At 59.9% G+C, this 17,742-nt stretch carries 19 protein-coding genes; 7 read left to right on the forward strand and 12 right to left on the reverse strand.

Translation table 11 applies throughout. The annotated features are described in order from the left end of the window. Positions 1 to 353, forward strand: a 353-nt coding sequence (locus N6L24_RS13440) for a helix-turn-helix domain-containing protein (RefSeq protein ID WP_271845211.1), incomplete at its 5' end; no start/stop codon positions are given. A gap of 9 nt (positions 354 to 362) precedes the next feature. Here N6L24_RS13440 and N6L24_RS13445 read toward each other — a convergent pair. From N6L24_RS13445 to N6L24_RS13460, 4 genes are all read right to left on the reverse strand, one after another. Next, positions 363 to 1,427: a hybrid-cluster NAD(P)-dependent oxidoreductase gene (locus N6L24_RS13445; protein WP_271845212.1), complete on the reverse strand. Its 1,065-nt coding sequence runs from the start codon at positions 1,425 to 1,427 to the stop codon at positions 363 to 365. Beyond that, complete coding sequence (locus tag N6L24_RS13450; RefSeq protein WP_271845213.1) at positions 1,424 to 2,641, reverse strand: aromatic ring-hydroxylating oxygenase subunit alpha; 1,218 nt, start codon at positions 2,639 to 2,641, stop codon at positions 1,424 to 1,426. Before N6L24_RS13450 ends, N6L24_RS13445 begins: the two co-directional genes overlap by 4 nt. Positions 2,642 to 2,802: 161 nt before the next feature. After that, complete coding sequence (locus tag N6L24_RS13455; protein WP_271845214.1) at positions 2,803 to 3,123, reverse strand: NIPSNAP family protein; 321 nt, start codon at positions 3,121 to 3,123, stop codon at positions 2,803 to 2,805. Positions 3,124 to 3,150: 27 nt separating this feature from the next. Next, positions 3,151 to 4,407, reverse strand: a complete 1,257-nt coding sequence (locus N6L24_RS13460; RefSeq protein WP_271845215.1) for a flavin-dependent oxidoreductase — start codon at positions 4,405 to 4,407, stop codon at positions 3,151 to 3,153. 136 nt (positions 4,408 to 4,543) lie between these two features. Here N6L24_RS13460 and N6L24_RS13465 point away from each other — a divergent pair, with 136 nt between their 5' ends. The 5 genes from N6L24_RS13465 to N6L24_RS13485 all read left to right on the forward strand — a co-directional run bounded on the left by N6L24_RS13465 (position 4,544) and on the right by N6L24_RS13485 (position 9,066). Further along, positions 4,544 to 5,005 carry a MarR family winged helix-turn-helix transcriptional regulator gene (locus N6L24_RS13465; protein WP_271845216.1) on the forward strand — a complete coding sequence of 154 codons (462 nt, stop codon included), beginning with the start codon at positions 4,544 to 4,546 and terminating at the stop codon, positions 5,003 to 5,005. Positions 5,006 to 5,187: 182 nt separating this feature from the next. After that, entirely contained in the window at positions 5,188 to 6,234 is a 1,047-nt protein-coding gene (locus N6L24_RS13470) for a TRAP transporter substrate-binding protein (protein WP_271845217.1), read from the forward strand. A 2-nt stretch (positions 6,235 to 6,236) separates the two neighbouring features. Continuing rightward, the gene (locus N6L24_RS13475) at positions 6,237 to 6,758 is read left to right on the forward strand and encodes a TRAP transporter small permease (protein WP_271845218.1); all 522 of its coding nucleotides are present in this window, start codon (positions 6,237 to 6,239) and stop codon (positions 6,756 to 6,758) included. Between the two features lie 3 nt (positions 6,759 to 6,761). Continuing rightward, positions 6,762 to 8,114 (forward strand): TRAP transporter large permease, encoded by a 1,353-nt coding sequence (locus tag N6L24_RS13480; protein WP_271845219.1) that lies wholly within the window; start codon positions 6,762 to 6,764, stop codon positions 8,112 to 8,114. A 10-nt stretch (positions 8,115 to 8,124) separates the two neighbouring features. After that, positions 8,125 to 9,066, forward strand: a complete 942-nt coding sequence (locus N6L24_RS13485) for a ketopantoate reductase family protein (RefSeq protein ID WP_271845220.1) — start codon at positions 8,125 to 8,127, stop codon at positions 9,064 to 9,066. 16 nt (positions 9,067 to 9,082) lie between these two features. Here N6L24_RS13485 and N6L24_RS13490 read toward each other — a convergent pair whose 3' ends face one another. Continuing rightward, on the reverse strand, positions 9,083 to 10,063 hold the full coding sequence (locus N6L24_RS13490; protein WP_271845221.1) for a helix-turn-helix domain-containing protein: 981 nt from the start codon (positions 10,061 to 10,063) through the stop codon (positions 9,083 to 9,085). Positions 10,064 to 10,207: 144 nt separating this feature from the next. Beyond that, positions 10,208 to 10,741, reverse strand: a complete 534-nt coding sequence (locus N6L24_RS13495) for a 2,4'-dihydroxyacetophenone dioxygenase family protein (RefSeq protein WP_271845222.1) — start codon at positions 10,739 to 10,741, stop codon at positions 10,208 to 10,210. Between the two features lie 283 nt (positions 10,742 to 11,024). Between N6L24_RS13495 and N6L24_RS13500 the strand changes: the two genes are divergently transcribed. Beyond that, positions 11,025 to 12,149, forward strand: coding sequence for an alpha-hydroxy acid oxidase (locus N6L24_RS13500; RefSeq protein ID WP_271845223.1), 1,125 nt, complete (start codon positions 11,025 to 11,027; stop codon positions 12,147 to 12,149). Between the two features lie 39 nt (positions 12,150 to 12,188). Here the strand turns inward: N6L24_RS13500 and N6L24_RS13505 are convergent, their stop codons facing one another. The 6 genes from N6L24_RS13505 to N6L24_RS13530 are packed head-to-tail and all read right to left on the reverse strand — an operon-like array spanning position 12,189 to position 17,661. Beyond that, positions 12,189 to 12,956, reverse strand: coding sequence for an SDR family NAD(P)-dependent oxidoreductase (locus N6L24_RS13505; protein ID WP_271845224.1), 768 nt, complete (start codon positions 12,954 to 12,956; stop codon positions 12,189 to 12,191). 22 nt (positions 12,957 to 12,978) lie between these two features. Further along, entirely contained in the window at positions 12,979 to 14,424 is a 1,446-nt protein-coding gene (locus N6L24_RS13510; RefSeq protein WP_271845225.1) for an aldehyde dehydrogenase, read from the reverse strand. A 10-nt stretch (positions 14,425 to 14,434) separates the two neighbouring features. Beyond that, a complete protein-coding gene (locus N6L24_RS13515) occupies positions 14,435 to 15,148 on the reverse strand; it encodes an ABC transporter ATP-binding protein (protein ID WP_271845226.1) in 714 nt (237 codons plus the stop codon). Further along, complete coding sequence (locus N6L24_RS13520; protein WP_271845227.1) at positions 15,141 to 15,869, reverse strand: ABC transporter ATP-binding protein; 729 nt, start codon at positions 15,867 to 15,869, stop codon at positions 15,141 to 15,143. The genes N6L24_RS13515 and N6L24_RS13520 overlap by 8 nt, the downstream gene beginning before the upstream one ends. Further along, on the reverse strand, positions 15,866 to 16,795 hold the full coding sequence (locus N6L24_RS13525; protein ID WP_271845228.1) for a branched-chain amino acid ABC transporter permease: 930 nt from the start codon (positions 16,793 to 16,795) through the stop codon (positions 15,866 to 15,868). The genes N6L24_RS13520 and N6L24_RS13525 overlap by 4 nt, the downstream gene beginning before the upstream one ends. Beyond that, positions 16,795 to 17,661 (reverse strand): branched-chain amino acid ABC transporter permease, encoded by an 867-nt coding sequence (locus N6L24_RS13530; protein ID WP_271845229.1) that lies wholly within the window; start codon positions 17,659 to 17,661, stop codon positions 16,795 to 16,797. Before N6L24_RS13530 ends, N6L24_RS13525 begins: the two co-directional genes overlap by 1 nt. Positions 17,662 to 17,742 lie beyond the last annotated feature (81 nt).

The raw sequence follows: 17,742 nt of genomic DNA on the forward strand, positions 1-17,742 counted from the left end.
TCACCACCGACGGGCGCAAGCGCCTGTTGCACCCCAAGTTGCAGCCGGTGGTGCGCGCGATGGAGGACAATCTGGAGGTGCCGCTGACCATCAGCGAATTGGCGGCGCTGGTGCATGTTTCGGTGCGGCAGCTGGAGCGGCTGTTCCGGCGCTATCTCAGCCAGTCGCCGGGTCGGTTTTACGCTGACATGCGCCTGAAACGGGCGCATGATCTCTTGCATCGCACCAATATGCCGCTGATCGATATCGCCATGGCCTGCGGGTTCAGTTCACCCAGCCATTTCGCCAAACGCTATCGCCTGCTTTATGGCGTCTCTCCCAGCCAGCTGCGCCAGCAGAAAGCCTGCCTTTAGGCGCGGGGATCAGACATCCACCACCACCGCGCCCAAAGGGGTAGAGCAGCAGGCCAGGATATAATCATCGTCGATGTCATCCTGGGAAATGCCGCCATTGTGTACCATATGCACCTCGCCCGAGAGCTTTTTGGTTTTGCAGGTGCCGCAGACGCCAAAGGTGCAGCCCGAAGGGATGTTGAGCCCGGCACCGCGGGCGGCGGAGAGGATTGTTTCGGTGCCATCTGAATCAACGGTCACGTCCGAGGCCGCAAATGTGACCCGCACCGCGCCAGTGCTGCTGCTGTCATGGGTGTCAGGCACAGGGGGCTGCGCGGTCGGCTCCGGCGCGCTAAAGCTTTCCTGATGGTACTGCGCCATGTCAAAGCCAAAGCCGGCCAAGGCCTCGCGCACCGATTTCATGAAAGGTTCCGGCCCGCAGCAAAAGACCGTGCGATCCTGATAATCCGGGGCCACCAGCCCCAGCATCAACTGGTTGAACCGGCCTTGAAAGCCGGTCCAGGGCTGGTAGGGGTCCTCTTCTTCGACGATAAAGCGCAGCTTCAGGCCCGGCGTGCGCGAGGCCATATGCTCCAGCCGGTCGCGAAACAGGATTTCCGAAGGTTTGCGGGCGCAATTCACGAACACAATGTCCAGTGCCTCGCCGGAATCCCACATGCTGGTGGTCATCGACATCATCGGAGTGATGCCGCTGCCCGCCGAGATAAAGAGGTATTTCGGCCCCGGATGGTCGATATAGGAAAAGCTGCCGCCCGGCCCAATAGCCTTCAGACGCATGCCGGGTTGCAGATTGTCCAGCATCCAGCGGGTGCCAATACTGTCGGCCTGCGCCTTGGCGGTGATCGAGATCGACCGTGGCCGCGAGGGTGAGGACGAGATGGTATAGGTGCGGTGCACCACGCCGTCCGGGTGCGGGATTTCCAGTGTCAGGAACTGCCCCGGATTGTGATTGAACAGCCCGCCCGAGGCGGCGCGAAACACAAAGGTGGCGACATTGGGGGCCTCGGGGATGATCGAAACGCATTCCAGCAGGTCAGTATCTGACCAGATCGAAAGTTCGGCGGTCTTGTTCATGATTGGCCCGCCTTCAGATGCGCGGTGACAGCCGTGCAATACCAGTCGTCAAACTGCATCACCGCTGCCTCATAGGTGGGCGAATAGGGACCGGGGGTATAGGCCGGGGAATTCACGCCCAGCTGGTTGTCTTCGACCACGCGGCGGTCCTCGTCATTGGTGCTCAGCCAGACTTTGGTCAGATCGTCCAAGGCGTAATCCACCCCTTCCACGGCGTCTTTATGCACCAGCCATTTGGTGGTGACTTCGGTCTGGTTTGGCCCCAGAGGCGTGATGCGGAAGACAATCGCATGATCTGGCAGGAAATGGTTCCAGGTCGACGGCAGGTGGAATTTCAGCAGCGATCCGGCATCCGCCAGCGACACATTCCCCAAGGGGCGGCGCGAGGCGGCTTGCCCGCTGAGGGTAAAGCTAAGCGCGCCTTCTTTCAGTGGCATCCGCGCCAGACGGTATTGCATCGACTCGCTCAGGAAAAATTTCGACGGCAGACCTGCCGCCTCGCAGCGGTTAAAATGCAGGCCAACGCGGGTGGGGGCGCCGTCTTCTTCCAGTTTGGTGACGGTCGGATCATCGGGGAAACTGCGGCAAAGCGCCGGGTGATTGGCCCCGCAGTGGTAACATTCGCGGTTGTTCTGCCAGACCAGCTTCCAGTTGCCATTCTCAACGATGGTGGTTTCATGCGCGACCTTGGCATTGGTCAGATCATGCGGCGCCAAATACGGGCGCGCGGTCTCGGCGAAACTGTCAAACTCCGGCGGGGTCTCAGCCAGGCAGATATAGATCATGCCCTCAAGCGTGCGGGTGTGAATGGTTTTGAGACCGTGTTGCTTAGGGTCAAAATCATCGCCCATTTCCCGCGCCCACAACAGCGAGCCGTCCAGCTCATAGGTCCATTGGTGGTAAGGGCAGACCAGTTTGGGCGTTGTGCCCTTGGCCGCTTTGCAGATGACAGAGCCGCGGTGGCGGCAGCTGTTGTGAAAAGCGCGGATTTCATTGTCCACGCCGCGCACCACAACGATTTTATAAGCGCCGATGGTATGGGTCAGAAAACTGCCGGGTTTTTCCAGCTCGCAGCTGAGCCCGATGAATTGCCACTCTTTGTAGAAGATCGCTTCCAGATCATGGGCATAGACGTCAGGGTCATTGAAAAACGCCTGTTCCAATGCGTGATCGGGATGTCGCTGGGCGATCAATTCGGAAATGCTGCGCGTCATGGTGAAACCCTTGCTAAAGCTGCGGATGCGGCCGGAACCTGAATGCGGCGCGGGCCGTGGCCGATGGCCAGGCACGCCCTTGTTCAAAGTCCTAGAGGGATCACGGATGGATGTAACACAAAAAAACCGGCGTCATTGGCCCATGATTTTTTGCGACTGCTTTAGCCCGGCAGCATAAAATCCGGCGCGGTCAGGATCGTGGAGTGTTGCGCGGTCAGGTAATCGACCTCAGCGCTTTTCTTCAGAAAGCCCTGCCAGTCCGGGTCCTGTTGCAAAGCCGCGCGTTTCTGGTCGCGGTCGGCCAGCGAGGCAAACTGCCAAATGTGCACATAGCTGTTCACATCGCCGAACTCTTGGGCGCCAAACACCACCGGCTGCCCCAGATGCCGGGTCTGGATCGCCATGCCGTGGGCGCGATAAAAGGCGATCTGGCGCTGCACCGTGCCCAGTTTGCAGCTGTAAGTGCGCAGTTCATAGATCATTGCAGGCTCCTTTGCCGTTTGCGGCGCTCACGCCAATTTGGCCCCCGCCGGAATCCAGCGCGGCTGTGCATTCAGCGTTTCGGCGTCAAAACCGGCCAGTTTCTTATAGCGATCGGCATGATCGGCCAGGGTCTGATGCGGGATGACGTCATTGATGTCGTCAAAGGCCCCGCCGCAGAGATCCTCGACCTGCTGCATGATGGCGTCCGGGCCGGAGCCGCGGTTGGCCAGAATGATATTGCGGGTGCGTGGCCGCATGAGATTTTCATAGGCCAAGAGCGCCTCTGGCGTCACCCCATGCGTCAGCATCTGCGCCCCGATCACCCGGGCGTCGACAATGGCCTGGCTGGCCCCGTTTGAGCCCACGGGATAGGTCGGATGGGCGGCATCGCCCATCAGCGTGACGCGCCCCTGGGTCCAGCTGTCCACCGGGTCGCGATCCACCATCGGATATTCAAAGACCTGCTGCGCCCCCCGGATCAGCGCGGGCACATTGAGCCAGTCAAAGTCCCAGTTTTCGAACTTGGGCAGAAATTCCGACAGCTGCGCCGGGCGGTTCCAATCCTCCTTGCGCCAGCCAGAGCTGGGGTCAACCTTCAGCTCGGCAATCCAGTTGATCGTGGCCAGACCCGTATCTGGGTCGGGCGCGGAAATCGGATAGGCGACAATGCGCTGCGTGTCATGGCCGATCAGCGCCATGGAGGCCCCGCTGAGAAAGGGTTTGGCCTGCGTCGTGCCGCGCCACAGGATGGCGCCGCCCCAGATCGGAGCCCCTTCATCGGGGTACATCTGCTGGCGCAGCGTCGAATGAATGCCGTCGGCCGCGATCAGCAGCGTGCCGGTGACATGGCGCCCATCGTCCAGATGCAAAGTGGCGGCGCTGCCAGAGGTGTCAAAACCCTTGGCCTTGGCCCCTGTCACCAAACAGTCTGGCCCGGCGCGCTCTTGCAGGACGCGGGCGAGCATCATCTGCAGATGGCCACGGTGCACCGAATATTGTGGCCATTTGTATCCGGCGTGCAGGCCGCGCGGTTCGGTCCAGATTTCATGCCCCAGTTTGGAATAGAATCCATAATCCTTGGTTTTGACGCCGATGGTCTCCAGCTCATCGGCGAGCCCCAGGTTCAGCAACTCGCGCACCGCATTGGGCTGCAGGTTGATGCCAACCCCCAAGGGGCGCAGCGCGCGCACGGCTTCGTAGACGCGAAAGGGCACGCCAAGCTCGTGCAGGGTTAGGCCGAGGGTCAGGCCCGCGATGCCGGCGCCGGAAATCAATACAGTCATGGGTGTCTCATCCGCTGGCCCCAAGGGGCAAATTGCAGGGCAGGGGCCTGCGCATTGCCATTCCCCCGGTTCGGTGTATTGTTTACATAGTAAACTAAAATCGTTTATCATGTAAACAATTAGATTGAGGCCGCTCATGTCCACCCTGCGCCCAGAGTTTCCTGACCTGCACTATGGGGGCTTGCACGATCTGGTCGGCCATCTGCTGCGCCATGCCTCCAATGTGTCACAGGCCAGTTTTGCCGAGACCTTCCGGGGGCAGGATGTGACGGCGCTGCAATTCATGGTGCTGGATCTGATCGCTTCGAACCCGGGGGTGGCGCAGCGCGATATTTCGGCGGCCATGGGCACCGCCCCCTCGGTGATCACAACCACGTTGAAACCCCTGCTTGAGAAAGCGCTGATTTCGGCGCAGGCCGGGGCCCCGGATCGGCGCAAGCGGGGCTATCATCTGACCGAAGCGGGCCAGCGCTGGTTTGCGCAGCTGCGCGGCCAGATCCACGCAAGTGAGGCCACGCTGACCGCCGCGCTGAACGCAGAGGAGAAAGCGCAGCTGTTGCGGTGCCTGAAAAAGATCGTCGGCCTGCCGGTTGCCTGATTCGCGCGCGGGCCCAATCTCCCGGTTCGCAGCGCGCCCAGAGGGCCCGAGTTAGTTAACAAGGTAAATTTTTTTGAAAACCGGCCTGAATCCGCCTGAGGGTCGCAAAAGTCCAAGCAAAAAATCTGGTGAAAGGGCAAAATCCGTCAATACTGACGCAGAGAGTTATTAGGGAGGAAATAATGACAATCTTCAATAAAACGCTAGCGCTGGCCATGGGTGTTGCGGTTGCTGCAACAACCGCAACCACAGTGGCTGCAGCTGAATTTGAATTCAAACTGCACCACTTTCTCAGCGCCAAAGCCCCCGCACATACGCAGATGCTTGCGCCTTGGGCCGAAAAAATCGAAGCGGCCACAGACGGTCGTGTCAACATCGAGATTTTCCCCTCCATGACGCTGGGCGGCAAGCCGCCGCAACTGCCGCGCCAGGTGCGCGACGGGGTTGTTGATCTGGCGTGGATCGTGAATTCCTATGCCACCGGGTCTTTCCCGCGGGTCGAGGTTTTTGAACTGCCGGGCGTGCATCAGGGCGACAGCGGCGCGGTGAACCGCGCGATGTTCCAGATGTATGACGAATACCTCAAGGAAGATTTCAAAGGCGTGGTGCCAATGTTCCACCATGTGCATGGTGGCCAAGCCTTCCACATGGCGTCTGAAATCGTGCGCACGCCAGCGGATTTCGCGGGTAAGAAAATCCGCATTCCTTCACGCACCGGCGGCTGGATCATCGAAGCGCTTGGCGCAAGCGCCGTGCAGACATCGGTCGGTGAAATCCCGGTCGCCCTGTCCAAGAAAGTTGTTGATGGCGCGATGATCCCCTTTGAGATCATCCCACCGCTGAAGATCCACGAGCAGACCCAGTATCAGATCGAAGGACCGGGCGGCAAACGTCTGGGCACCACCACATTCTCGGTCATCATGAACGAGGACAAGTGGAACAGCTTGCCAGCGGATATTCAGCAAGTCTTTATCGAAGCTTCTGACGAAGCTTGGCATGGCGCGGTTGGCGCGCAATGGGATGGCGCCGAAGCCTTTGGCATCGAACTGGCGGTCAAGAACGGCAACGAACACGTCGTGCTGACCGAAGAGGAATGGGCCCAATTTGAGGCAGCAACCGCTCCTGTGGTCGAACGCTGGATCGAAGAAACCACTTCAAAAGGCATCGACGGTCAGGCGCTGTATGATGCAGCGGTACAGCATGTAACGGCCAATATGGCGTCGCAATAAATATGACCGAGATGTCACGTGAACTGGGGGCGGGGCCAATTGGCCTCGCCCGCCGCATTATCACCGGCTGGGCGCTGGTCGGCGGTTTTGTCATTGTTGCGGTTGTTCTGGTCAATGCCTATTCGATCTTGACCGGGGCGATCATCAACAAGCCATTTTCTGGCGATTTTGAGCTGACAGAATTGGGCGCTGCTATCGGCGCATTCTGTTTTCTGCCCTATTGCCAACTGGTTGGGGCCAATGTCTCAGCCGATATTTTCACCATGAAGGCCGGGCCGAAATCGGTCGCGATGATGTCGATCCTGGCGGGTATCTTTGCCGTGCTCTTTGCGGGCATCCTGCTGTGGCGCATGACGGCGGGCCTACAAGATTACCGCGAATATACCGAAGTGACGGGCATTCTGGCGATTCCGATCTGGTATGCCTTTGTGCCGGCGCTGGTGTCGCTGGCCCTGTTGATTGTGGCCTCTCTCATCACCCTGAGGGATGCGCTGGAAGATTTTAGAACGCATAGGGCAGCCTGATTTATGGACAGTATTACAATTGGCCTTTCGGGGCTGGGCATTCTGATTGCCCTGATCGCCATTCGCATTCCGATCGCTTACGCAATGATTGCCGTTGGCGGGGTGGGCATTGCGGTTCTCAACGGTCCGGCCATCGTTCTGAGCCAGCTCAAGGATTTGGCCTATGGGCAATTCTCGACCTATGATCTGACGGTTGTGCCGCTATTCGTGCTGATGGGGGCGATTGCCTCGCGCACGGGTCTGAGCGCCGATCTCTTTCGGGCCGCCAACGCCTGGCTGGGCTGGATGCGCGGCGGCGTCGCCATGTCGGCGATTGCGGCCTGCGCCGGTTTTGGCGCGGTCTGCGGCTCTTCGCTGGCGACGGCCTCGACCATGGGGCGCGTCGCCCTGCCAGAGCTGCGCCGTTACAAATATTCGCCGCGCCTTAGCACCGGCACAATTGCCGCGGGCGGGGTGCTGGGCATCCTGATCCCGCCTTCGGTGGTGCTGATCATCTATGCCATTATCGTTGAGGCCAATGTGGTCACGATGTTCATGGCGGCGCTGATCCCGGGGCTGATTGCGGTGGTGTTCTTTATCATCACCATTTTCATCTATGTTCTGATCAAACCCGAGGCCGGCCCCAAGGGCGAGGCGGCCAGCCGCGCCGAATTCATCAGCGCCACGCTCAGCGTGTTGCCGGTGGGCGTGGTCTTTGCGGTGGTGATCGGCGGCATTTATCTGGGGTTCTTCAACCCGACGCCAGCCGCCGCGGCGGGCGTGGTGATGGTGTTTCTGTTCGGTATTTTCAAAGGCCAGGTCACTTGGGAAAACACCCGCGAAGCCCTGCTGGAAACCGCGCGCACGGCGGGCATGATCTATCTGATCCTGCTGGGGGCTGAATTGCTGAAAATCTTTATGGCGCGGGGCGGGGTGCCCCAGGCCATGGCGGAATGGATGGCCAATTCGGGATTAACGCCCATGACCACGGTTGTGGTGCTACTGATCGCGCTGGTTCTGCTGGGCTGCATCATGGACAGCCTGTCGATGATCCTTTTGGCGATCCCGTTTTTCTGGCCAGTTCTGGTGGAAATGAATGGCGGCGATTTCGCCACTGCGGACAGCTCGCCCTTTGGCATGGACACAGAGGATCTGAAAATCTGGTTTGGTATTCTGGCGCTCATTGTCGTGGAGCTGGGGCTGATCACCCCGCCGGTGGGCATGAATGTGTTCATCATCTCCGCGCAGGCCAAGGACGTGCCGATGAGCGATACCTTCCTTGGGGTGATGCCGTTTTTCGCCGCAGAGGTCGTGCGAGTGGTCGTCTTGATCGCCTTCCCGGCGCTGACGCTCTGGCTGCCCAGGGTACTCAGTTAGGGGGCAGCTTATGAAAATCGCAGTACTCGGCGCGGGCGCCATGGGCTCTGTCTTTGGGGCCCGCCTGGCCAAAGGCGGGGCGGATGTGACCCTGCTGGACGTCAACGACGCCCATCTGACGGCGATCAACGAAGGCGGATTGCAGGTTGATCTGGACGAGGGGGCAGAGGTGATCTCTCTGCCCGCCCTGCGGCCAGAGGCCTTCAAAGGCCCGGTGGATTTGGTGCTTTTATTCACCAAGACCTTTCACACCGAGGCGGCATTGCGCGCGATCGCACCGCAAATCGGCGCGGCGCATGTGCTGAGCCTGCAAAACGGCATCGGCAACGCAGAGCGTTTGCAAGAGCACCTGCCGGCGGCGCAGATCCTGCTCGGGATGACAATGACCCCGGCGGAGTTCATCGCGCCGGGCAAAGTGGCCTCGCACGGGCCGGCCGCAACCGCGTTTTACAGTCTGGATGGCACAGACAGGCCGATCCTGCATCAGATGGCCGAGGCCCTGCGTCACGGCGGCATTGAGGCGGTGATTGATCCGCAGATTCAGGCCGCGATCTGGGAAAAAGCGGCGTTTAATTGCGCGATGAACGCGCTGTGTGCGCTGACTGATGGCACGCCGGGGGCAATTGGCGTCTCCAAACCGGCGCGCGCGCTGGCCTCTGAGGTGGCACGCGAGGCGATTTCGGTTGCAAACGCGCTGACGATTCCCGCTGATTTGACCAAGGTTGAGGCGCTGATGAGCAAGGCCTGCGCCCATCACCTGATGCATGAGCCCTCGATGTTGCAGGACCGAAAAGCCGGGCGCCGGACCGAGATTGACGCGCTGAACGGGGCGGTGGCCACACAGGGCGAACGCCTGGGTTTACAGGTGCCGGTCAACCGCACTTTGGCCAGTCTGGTGCATCTTTTTGAGACGGCGGTGCCGTTTCGGGCGTCGCATTTGTCCAAGTCGTGAACGCAGCGGCCGCGGCCTAGGCGGCCTGCCGGGCGGCGGCCCTGAATTCACTGGGCGTGCCGCCAAATTCTTCGCGGAATTTGCGGGCAAAATGCGCCTGACTTTTAAAGCCCCATTTAAAAGCAATGTCTGAAATGCTGACAGGATTTGTGTGATCCTGCAGCAGCTCGTCTTTGCATCTTTGCAGGCGTTCGGCATAGATGTGGCGTTGCACCGAATGAATTTCCGTTGAAAACAAACGGTTTAGCTGCCGCACGCTGATGCCCAATGCGGTTGCGATGCTGCTGGGCGACAGATCAGGATCCGCCAGATTGGCGGTGATATAACGCCGAATGCGTTTGAAGATTTGGCTTTGATAGGCTGTGCGCATTTGCCCGTTGGCCAGATCATAGGCGGCGGCGACAACATCCCAGATCTGGGTTTCAACCGAGGCGGCGGGGCTGTCAAAATTCAGGGTGAAAAGGTCTTGGCAAATTGTTTTGCTGTGCGCCAATGTCGAATCCAGGCGCAGCGCCTCGCGCAGATCCCAATTACCAAAGCGTTTCCGGAACGGCGCGCCGGGAATTTCAAAGATCACCTGCCGCATGTCGCCGGGAAACCCGTGCATATAAGGCGTGTTGGTGTCGTACAGAATGAGATCACCGGACTGCGCAAGGACGCAGCGGTTCTGCCGATTGATAAAGGCGGGGCCCTTGACCAGCGCAATCAGGAAAATCGCATCTTTTTCCTGTCGCCGCACATGGGCTGGGGTGCGATCAATCACGTGATCATTGCCGAGGATGTCGGTCATTTGCAGCGCGCCAAAGCGATAATGGCGATAGCGCGCGGCAAGCCCCTGTTCAGAAAGGGTTGAGCATTGGAAACCGACGATGTTATTGCGGCAGCGCGCTTCCCAATAATCAATACGCTCATGGGCGGGCACCGCTTTGGTGTCGATTTCCGCCGTGGGGGCAACCTGTTTTGGCACGCAAAGCGGCGCGAAAGTTTCGTGTTGCATCGGTGCCTCCCTGACATCGCGAATTCGCGGACAATCAGGGAAGTTTAGGCCAATCCGGCCCTGCAGGTCAAATTTTCAACGCCGTGCAGCCTTTTGTTTTTAAAGCAAAAACCATAAAACTGCACGGGCAGTGAACCAAAGACCTTAACGAATGAGGCTGTCGACGTAATCCGCGCCAATCCCCACCGCGTCATAATGTTTGCGCGCTGCCTCCAGATACATATGCACGTCAAAATATCCGTCCGGTTCGCCGTCTTCGTCCAGCCAAATCAGCGGGCCGGTGACGTTAAAGCAGACCTTCATCGGCTCATCGCTTTCATAGGCGACCAGCGTGTGGCCCTCCCCCGGGGTTTCATAGACAAAATCCCCCGCCGTGGCGATCCAGTCATGTTCCAGATACCCCCATTTGCCGGAAATCGTGTAGGCAAAAACCTCATGCGGGTGATAATGCCGGTTCACCAGACCGGGGCCTTTGGACATCAGGATGTCGCACCAACGGTTGGTCTGCGGTGAAATCCACAAGGGGCGGGTGAACACCGTTTCTGTCAGGGGCACGAAATAGCGATCATCGCCATCCGCGACATTGGGCAGATAGACTTCGGGCTGCGCGTCCGGTTGAAAGACTTTGGTGATCGGCTTCAGGTCGCGCCAAAATTCACCCTTGTTTGTGTCGCTCATGTTGGGTCCTCCCATAATGTCTGGGCGTGCGCCCGTGACTTTTTGGGCGTGCACCTTCAGGGCCAAGTCTACTCGCAAAACGCAGGTCCGGTTAGTCGCAGACTGACAGGGTTCTTGTCTGTCGCGGACCAATTTCTGCCGCTGCGCGCGCGGGCCTGAATTTTTGCTTAAATCCCTTGTTTTATTGATAAATACATAGAATTTTACGCCGGTTTCGGCGATAGTGATGCGGCGGTATCCCCGCGATGGAACTGATGATTTTCAAGGCAAAAGGAATGTCAAAATGGGCCTGTTTGGACCCCCTGCATTGATCTCTGTGGACGACAGCCGGGCCCGCGCCAAGCGGCGGGTTCCGAAATTTGCCTTTGATTTCATCGACGGCGGCGCGGGGGCGGAAAACGGGCTGCGGCGCAATTCATCTGCCTTTCAGAATGAGCTGCTGCAGCCCTTTGCCTTGGAAAATACCGATCGCGAGATTGTCACAAAACGCCGTTTTCTGGATCAAGACTGGCAATTGCCCTTTGGGGTGGCGCCGATGGGATTAGCCGGATTGGCCTGGGCGGGGATGGATCAGCATCTGGCCGCGGCCGCCGAAAAATTTGGCGCGCCTTATGTGGCGTCAACACCCTCGACCGCCGCGTTGGAGGATTTGAAAACCATCGCGCCCAATTCGGGGTGGTTTCAATTGTATGTCGGCCGCTCCGAAGAGATTGTGCAGGATCTGATCCTGCGCGCCGAAACCGCAGGTTATGACACATTGGTTGTCACCGCGGATGTGCCCCGGCCGGGCAAACGGCGGCGCGATCTGCGCAATAAATTCGGATTGCCGCTGAAAATTGGCCCGCGCATGATCGCCGATGTGCTGACCCATCCGCAGTGGGCGCTGAATCTGTTGAAAACCGGCGTGCCGGGCTTTGCCAATCTGGCGCAATATGCCGACCCGGGGGCCAGCACGGCGTCTTTGGCCGAATTGATGGCCTCGCAAAGTTCGGGGCGTCTGGATTGGGATTTGTTGCAGAAAATTCGTCAGCGCTGGCGCAAAAAGCTAATCCTCAAAGGCATCAGCGCTGCGGAAAATGTAGCCAAAGCGATGGAAATTGGCGTGGATGCGGTCATTGTCTCCAACCACGGCGGGCGCCAGTTGGATGGGGCGCCGGCGACATTGCATGCGCTCAAAGAGATCCGTAGCCAGATTGGCGATGCCTATCCCTTGGCCGTCGATGGCGGGGTGCGCAGCGGCGAAGATATTCTAAAGGCCTGCAATGCGGGCGCGGATTTTGTCTTTTTGGGGCGGCCGTTTCTTTATGCGGTGGCGGCGCAGGGGCCGCAGGGGGCCGACAATGTTTTTGCCATGCTGAAAGATGAATTGGTCAATGCCATGGTGCAGACCGGGCGGCCAATTCTCTGACAATTTTGCCCGCGGCCAGCGTTTTGGCCGCGGGGTGTCTTAGCTGCTCATACCGCCATCGACCATCAGGGTGATCCCGGTGGTAAAGGCGCTTTGATCAGAGGCGAGATAGAGCACGCTTTGGGCAATTTCATCCGGGGTGCCGTGGCGACCCATCGGGATGATACTGTCAAAAAATTCCGTGCCGTCCTGACCAATTTCCTCGCCCAGCCCGATTTCAACGTTCTTTTGAAAACTGTTGTCGATCGGGCCGGGGTTGATCGAATTGACCCGGATACCCTTGGGCGCAAGCTCTTTGGACAGGCAGCGCATCAATCCAGTTTGCGCATGTTTGGCGGTGATATAGCCATAAACGCCCGGATCACCCCGGGTTCCGGCCACGCTTGAGGTGATGATGATGCTGCCGCCTTTGTCCATATGCGGCACCGCATATTTTGCCGCCAGAAATGCCCCGTGCACATGCACGTGCAGGACCGAGGCAAAGACATCGCTCGGATATTCGGTGATCGGGGCGACAACGCCAAAATTGCCCGCATTGCTGAACACGACCGAAATCGCGCCGAACCGGTCCACCGCCTCGCGGATATAGCGCGCGGCGTCGGCCTCATCGCTGACATCGGCCGCCACCAAAAGCACGTTGTCAAGCGCGGTGCCAAAGGCGGCCTCTGCGGCATCGCGCAGCGCCGTCATGTCCAGATCGACCAGCACCAGATTGGCGCCTTCGGCATGGAACAGCTTGGCGGTTGCGATCCCCAAACTGCCGGCCCCGCCGGTGATGACGCAGGTTTTTCCGCTTAATGCCGCCATGCTGTCTCTCCTTTTGTCTTGCTCATAGCGGGTAGTGGGGGACACCCTCTTGGATGGTGATCCAGCGCAATTCGGTGAATTCATTCAGCACCGCCGTCCCGCCAAAGCGCCCATAGCCCGAATCTTTCATGCCGCCAAAGGGCATCTGCGCCTCGTCGTGCACGGTGGGGCCATTGATGTGGCAAATGCCGGATTCAATGCGTTTGGCGACCGACATCGCGCGGGTGGTGTCGCGGCCAAAGACGCTGGCGGACAGGCCATATTGGGTGTCATTGGCGACGCGAATGGCCTCGTCCACGCTTTGCACGCGCACGATTGAGGCGGTCGGCCCAAAACTTTCTTCGGCATAGATGCGCATGGCGGGGGTGACATTGTCCAAAAGGGTGGCGTCCATGATCACCCCGGTGGCGGACCCGCCTGCGGCAAGGGTTGCGCCTTTGTCGACGGCATCCTGCACCAGCGCAGAAATCCGGCTGGCCGCCGCTTCGTCCACAACGCAGCCCAGCGGAGTGTTGCCCGCGCGCGGATCGCCCGCCTTGAGCGTCTTGGCCTTGGCGGCCAATTTGCTGACAAATTCATCCGCGATCTTTTCATCCACAATCAGACGTTCGGTGGACATGCAGATCTGCCCCTGATTCATATAGGCCGCAAAGGCCGCTGCGGCGACGGCGGCGTCAATATCGGCGTCCTCCAGCACCACCATCGGCGCTTTGCCTCCCAGTTCCAGCAGCGCGGGTTTCAGGCATTCGCCGGATTTCTTGGCAATGATGCGCCCCACGCGGGTGGAGCCGGTGAAATTGGTGCGGCGGACGGCGGAATGCTCGATCAGCGTTTCTACGATCTCTGCCGCATCCTCGGGCGCGTTGGAAATGGCGTTCAGCACGCCGGGCGGAAAGCCCGCGTCCTGAATGGCTTCGACAATCAGGCTGTGCGTGCGCGGCGAAATTTCCGAAGTTTTCATCACAACTGTATTGCCGCAGGCCAGAGGTGTCGCAATCGAGCGCACCCCCAGAATGACCGGCGCATTCCAGGGCGCAATGGCCAGCACCACACCCACCGGCTGGCGAATGCCCATGGCAAAACTGCCGGGCCGGTCCGAAGGGATGACCTCGCCCTTGATCTGCGTGGTCAGAGCGGCGGCTTCGCGCAGCATATTGGCGGCCAGTTTGACGTTGAACATCGCCCAGGCGGTGGTGGCGCCGATTTCTTCGGCCATGGCCTGCACGATGTCATCGCTGCGTGCCTGCAGCGAGTCCGCTGCCGCCATCAGCTTGGCGCGGCGCTCGGTCGGGCCAGTTTCGGACCATTCCGGGAAAGCCGCTGCTGCCGCATCCGCCGCCGCAATGGCGTCTTCGATGGTTGCCGCTGCGGCCACGGTGGCGTCCTCGCCGGTGATTGGGTTCTTGCGGGTAAATGTCGCCCCATCCGAAGACGGCACTTTGCGCCCACCTATCAATAATTCAAGCATGCCATTCTCCTTAAACAACCGCGCCCAGAAAGACGCTTTGAACTTCTTTATCATTTAATAATGTCGCTGCCTCTGCCGAGGCGGACATGCGGCCCGCTTCGATCAGATAGCCGCGGTCGGCGAGCTTCAGGCTGGCCTTGACGTTCTGTTCCACCATCAACAGCCCGACGCCGGTGGTTTTGATCTTGGCCAGCGCCTTGAACATTTCGCCGATCACAACCGGGGCGAGGCCCAAGCTTGGTTCATCCAGCATCAGGAAATCGGGGTTGGACATCAGCGCCCGCCCAATCGCCACCATCTGCTGCTCGCCGCCTGACATGGTGCGCGCGATCTGCTTTCGCCGCTCTTGAAGGCGGGGGAACAGATCGTAGATCAGCGCCAGCGTCTCCGCCTCGCGTTGTCGCGCGCGGATCGGGTTTGCGCCTAGGGTCAGGTTTTCTTCCACCGTCATATCGCCAAAGATCCCGCGCCCTTCGGGCACCAGCGCAATGCCGGCCTCGGTGATCAGATGCGGCGCGGTGCCCCGCAGGGGCTGCCCGTTCAGGGTGATCTGCGCGGCCCCGGCGCAGGGCACCAGCCCCGCGATGGCCTTCAGCAGCGAGGATTTGCCCGCGCCGTTGGCCCCCAGGATCACCACGGTTTCACCCTTGGCAATCTGCAGAGAGACTTTGTCCAGCGCCAGATGCTGGCCGTATTTTACCGTTACATCGCTGAGTTCAAGCATCGTCATCTCCCAGATAGGCGCGGATCACTTCGGGATCGGCCAGCGCCTGATCCGTCGGCCCATCCGCGATGACCGCGCCGGCGCTCATGACAATGCAGCGCGCGCAGGTGGCCCGCACCGCATCCATGATATGTTCCACCAGCAGAATGGTGATGCCGCGCTGTTGCAATCTGCGGATCAGGTCCACCCCGATCTGCAGCTCAGCCGGGTTGAGCCCCGCCAGCCATTCATCCAGCAGCAAGAGTTTTGGATCCGCAACCATGGCGCGGGCCAGCTCCATGCGCTTTAGGTCAATATAGGTCAGATCGGCCACCGGCTCATCGCCGCGCCCCTCCAGCCCGACCAGCGCCAGATTTTCGGCGACCTTGTCCAAGGCGGCCGCGCCCCAAAGGCGCTCGCGCCCATAGGCGGCCGAGATCAGCACATTTTCGGTCAGCGTCAGCGAGGGCAGGCTGCGCACCAGCTGAAAGGTGCGCGCCACGCCGCGTTTGGCGATTTTATGCGCGGGCAGCCCGGTTACCAGCTGATCCTGAAAGGCAATCTGCCCGCCGGAGACTTTCAAGGCCCCCGAGATCATGTTGAGCATGGTGGTCTTGCCCGAGCCATTGGGCCCCAGCAGCCCGACGATCTGCCCGGGTTCAATCGCAAAGGACACATTATTGACCGCCAAGAGCCCGCCAAAACGGCGCGAGACGCCATCGACTTTGAGAACCTCGCTCATTGCGCCTCTCCCTTCCGGCGCTGGCCCAGCGTTTCCAACCGCGCCAGAATGCCATTGGGCACGGCAAATACGATCAGGATAAAGATGCCGCCCAGAATAATCGAATAATGGTTGGGGAAATTGGCCGATAGCCATTCAAACAACAGAAACAGCGGGATCGCCCCCACAATCGGCCCCCAGAGTTTCCCGGCCCCGCCCAAAAGCGCCATCACCAGCGTCAGGAAAGAGATGGTGGGGTTAAACACAATGGTCGGCTCAACATAGGTCCAGCGCGGGGCCTGTATCGCCCCCACCAGCGTGATGATCGTCGCGCTGAGCGCAAAGAGCGCCAGTTTGGTGCGCGTGACATCCACCCCGGCGTGGCGCGCGGCGACCTCATCATCGCCCACAGCCACCAGCGCCAGCCAGATCCGGCTTTTGCGCATGTAGATGCCGATCAGCAGTGTCAGCACCAAAAGCGCCAGCAGCTGCCAATAGATATGGCGCGCTTCAAGCGGCAGAAAGATATAGCGCCCCAGGGTGCCGGTCACATTGACCTCATACCAGGTAACGGTCTGGCGCACCAATTCAGCCAGACCAAAGGAAAAGATCACGAAATAGACCCCGGCCAGGCGCAGGGTGGCCAGACCAACGACCAGCGATACGCTCAGCCCGATCAGCGCCGCCACGACCAGCACCAGCGGGTAGGGCAGGGTTTCGCTCAGCACTGCCACCGTATAGGCACCGATGCCAAAAAACGCGACGGTTGCCAAAGAGACATAGCGCGTTGGCCCGGAAAACATCGCCCAGGCGGTGGCCAGCGTCGCATAGCCGGTCAGCCCCAGCAACAGCCCGGTGCCATAATCGTTCAGCACCAGCGGCGCCCAGGCCAGCAAGCCAATGACCAGCAGCCCAAAGAGGAAGGGTTTCATAGAAAGAGGTCCCATCAGCTTGCCTTTCCAAACAGGCCCGATGGGCGCAGGAGCAGCAAAGCCAAGAAAATCAGATAGGTAGAGGCAAGGGTCAGCCCCGGATCAATATAGGCCGCCACGAAGGTTTCGACCAAGCCTAGGATCAACCCGGCAGCCAACGCGCCGGGCAGGCTGCCTTTGCCGCCCATGATCACCACGATCAGCGCCTTCATGGTAAAGACCACGCCAGAGGTTACGGTGAAGGTCTGATACATTGAAATCACCACCCCGCCCGAGGCCGCCAGCGCCCCGCCGATGGCAAAGGCCATGCGTGATGTCTGGATCACATTGATCCCCACCAAAGGCGCAGAGCTGGCCGAAATGGCGACGGCGCGCATGCGCAGCCCCCAGCGGGTGCGCATCAAGAGCAGCACCAGCGCCCCGCCCAGAACCGCCGCCAAGATCAGCGCGCTCAGCCGGTTGAGCGCCACCACCGCGCCCAGGATGTCCACCGGCACATTGAGATAGGAATAGCTGGTGAAATTGCCGCCAAAGAGCACCAGCAGCACACCCTGAATGACAAACAAGAGGCCAAAGGTGGCGAGGATGGAATCCACTTCCAGCGCCTCGCTATTGGCCGAGCGCCGCACCAGCGGGCGCATGATCAGCGAAAAGATCCCGTAGGAAAAGGCAAAGCCCGCGGGCACCACGATCAGCAGCGACAGCAGCGGGCTGAGGCCAAGGGCGGTGAACAGAACATAGGCGGCAAAGGCGGCGGCAATCACCGTGTCGCCAAAGGACAGGTTCATGATGCGGGCGATGCCATATTGCAGCGTCAGCCCCATGGCCACCAGGGCATAGGTGCCCCCCAGAACCAACCCGTTTATAAGGTGTTCAAACATCGAGTTCTCAAGCTTTCAGGGATAGAGAAAAGCGCAGAAGCGGCGGCAATCGCGGGGCAGGGGATCCTGCCGCGCGACCGC

This window comes from Cognatishimia sp. SS12 (assembly GCF_028369055.1).
In the GTDB taxonomy this organism is placed as follows: Bacteria; Pseudomonadota; Alphaproteobacteria; order Rhodobacterales; family Rhodobacteraceae; genus Cognatishimia.

What these genes read in the sequence shown, in the direction of transcription:
- N6L24_RS13445 (WP_271845212.1), bottom strand. Translation starts at nt 1,427, where the DNA reads ATGAACAAGACCGCCGAACTTTCGATCTGGTCAGATACTGACCTGCTG.
- N6L24_RS13450 (WP_271845213.1), bottom strand. Translation starts at nt 2,641, where the DNA reads ATGACGCGCAGCATTTCCGAATTGATCGCCCAGCGACATCCCGATCAC.
- N6L24_RS13455 (WP_271845214.1), bottom strand. Translation starts at nt 3,123, where the DNA reads ATGATCTATGAACTGCGCACTTACAGCTGCAAACTGGGCACGGTGCAG.
- N6L24_RS13460 (WP_271845215.1), bottom strand. Translation starts at nt 4,407, where the DNA reads ATGACTGTATTGATTTCCGGCGCCGGCATCGCGGGCCTGACCCTCGGC.
- N6L24_RS13465 (WP_271845216.1), top strand. Translation starts at nt 4,544, where the DNA reads ATGTCCACCCTGCGCCCAGAGTTTCCTGACCTGCACTATGGGGGCTTG.
- N6L24_RS13470 (WP_271845217.1), top strand. Translation starts at nt 5,188, where the DNA reads ATGACAATCTTCAATAAAACGCTAGCGCTGGCCATGGGTGTTGCGGTT.
- N6L24_RS13475 (WP_271845218.1), top strand. Translation starts at nt 6,237, where the DNA reads ATGACCGAGATGTCACGTGAACTGGGGGCGGGGCCAATTGGCCTCGCC.
- N6L24_RS13480 (WP_271845219.1), top strand. Translation starts at nt 6,762, where the DNA reads ATGGACAGTATTACAATTGGCCTTTCGGGGCTGGGCATTCTGATTGCC.
- N6L24_RS13485 (WP_271845220.1), top strand. Translation starts at nt 8,125, where the DNA reads ATGAAAATCGCAGTACTCGGCGCGGGCGCCATGGGCTCTGTCTTTGGG.
- N6L24_RS13490 (WP_271845221.1), bottom strand. Translation starts at nt 10,063, where the DNA reads ATGCAACACGAAACTTTCGCGCCGCTTTGCGTGCCAAAACAGGTTGCC.
- N6L24_RS13495 (WP_271845222.1), bottom strand. Translation starts at nt 10,741, where the DNA reads ATGAGCGACACAAACAAGGGTGAATTTTGGCGCGACCTGAAGCCGATC.
- N6L24_RS13500 (WP_271845223.1), top strand. Translation starts at nt 11,025, where the DNA reads ATGGGCCTGTTTGGACCCCCTGCATTGATCTCTGTGGACGACAGCCGG.
- N6L24_RS13505 (WP_271845224.1), bottom strand. Translation starts at nt 12,956, where the DNA reads ATGGCGGCATTAAGCGGAAAAACCTGCGTCATCACCGGCGGGGCCGGC.
- N6L24_RS13510 (WP_271845225.1), bottom strand. Translation starts at nt 14,424, where the DNA reads ATGCTTGAATTATTGATAGGTGGGCGCAAAGTGCCGTCTTCGGATGGG.
- N6L24_RS13515 (WP_271845226.1), bottom strand. Translation starts at nt 15,148, where the DNA reads ATGCTTGAACTCAGCGATGTAACGGTAAAATACGGCCAGCATCTGGCG.
- N6L24_RS13520 (WP_271845227.1), bottom strand. Translation starts at nt 15,869, where the DNA reads ATGAGCGAGGTTCTCAAAGTCGATGGCGTCTCGCGCCGTTTTGGCGGG.
- N6L24_RS13525 (WP_271845228.1), bottom strand. Translation starts at nt 16,795, where the DNA reads ATGGGACCTCTTTCTATGAAACCCTTCCTCTTTGGGCTGCTGGTCATT.
- N6L24_RS13530 (WP_271845229.1), bottom strand. Translation starts at nt 17,661, where the DNA reads ATGTTTGAACACCTTATAAACGGGTTGGTTCTGGGGGGCACCTATGCC.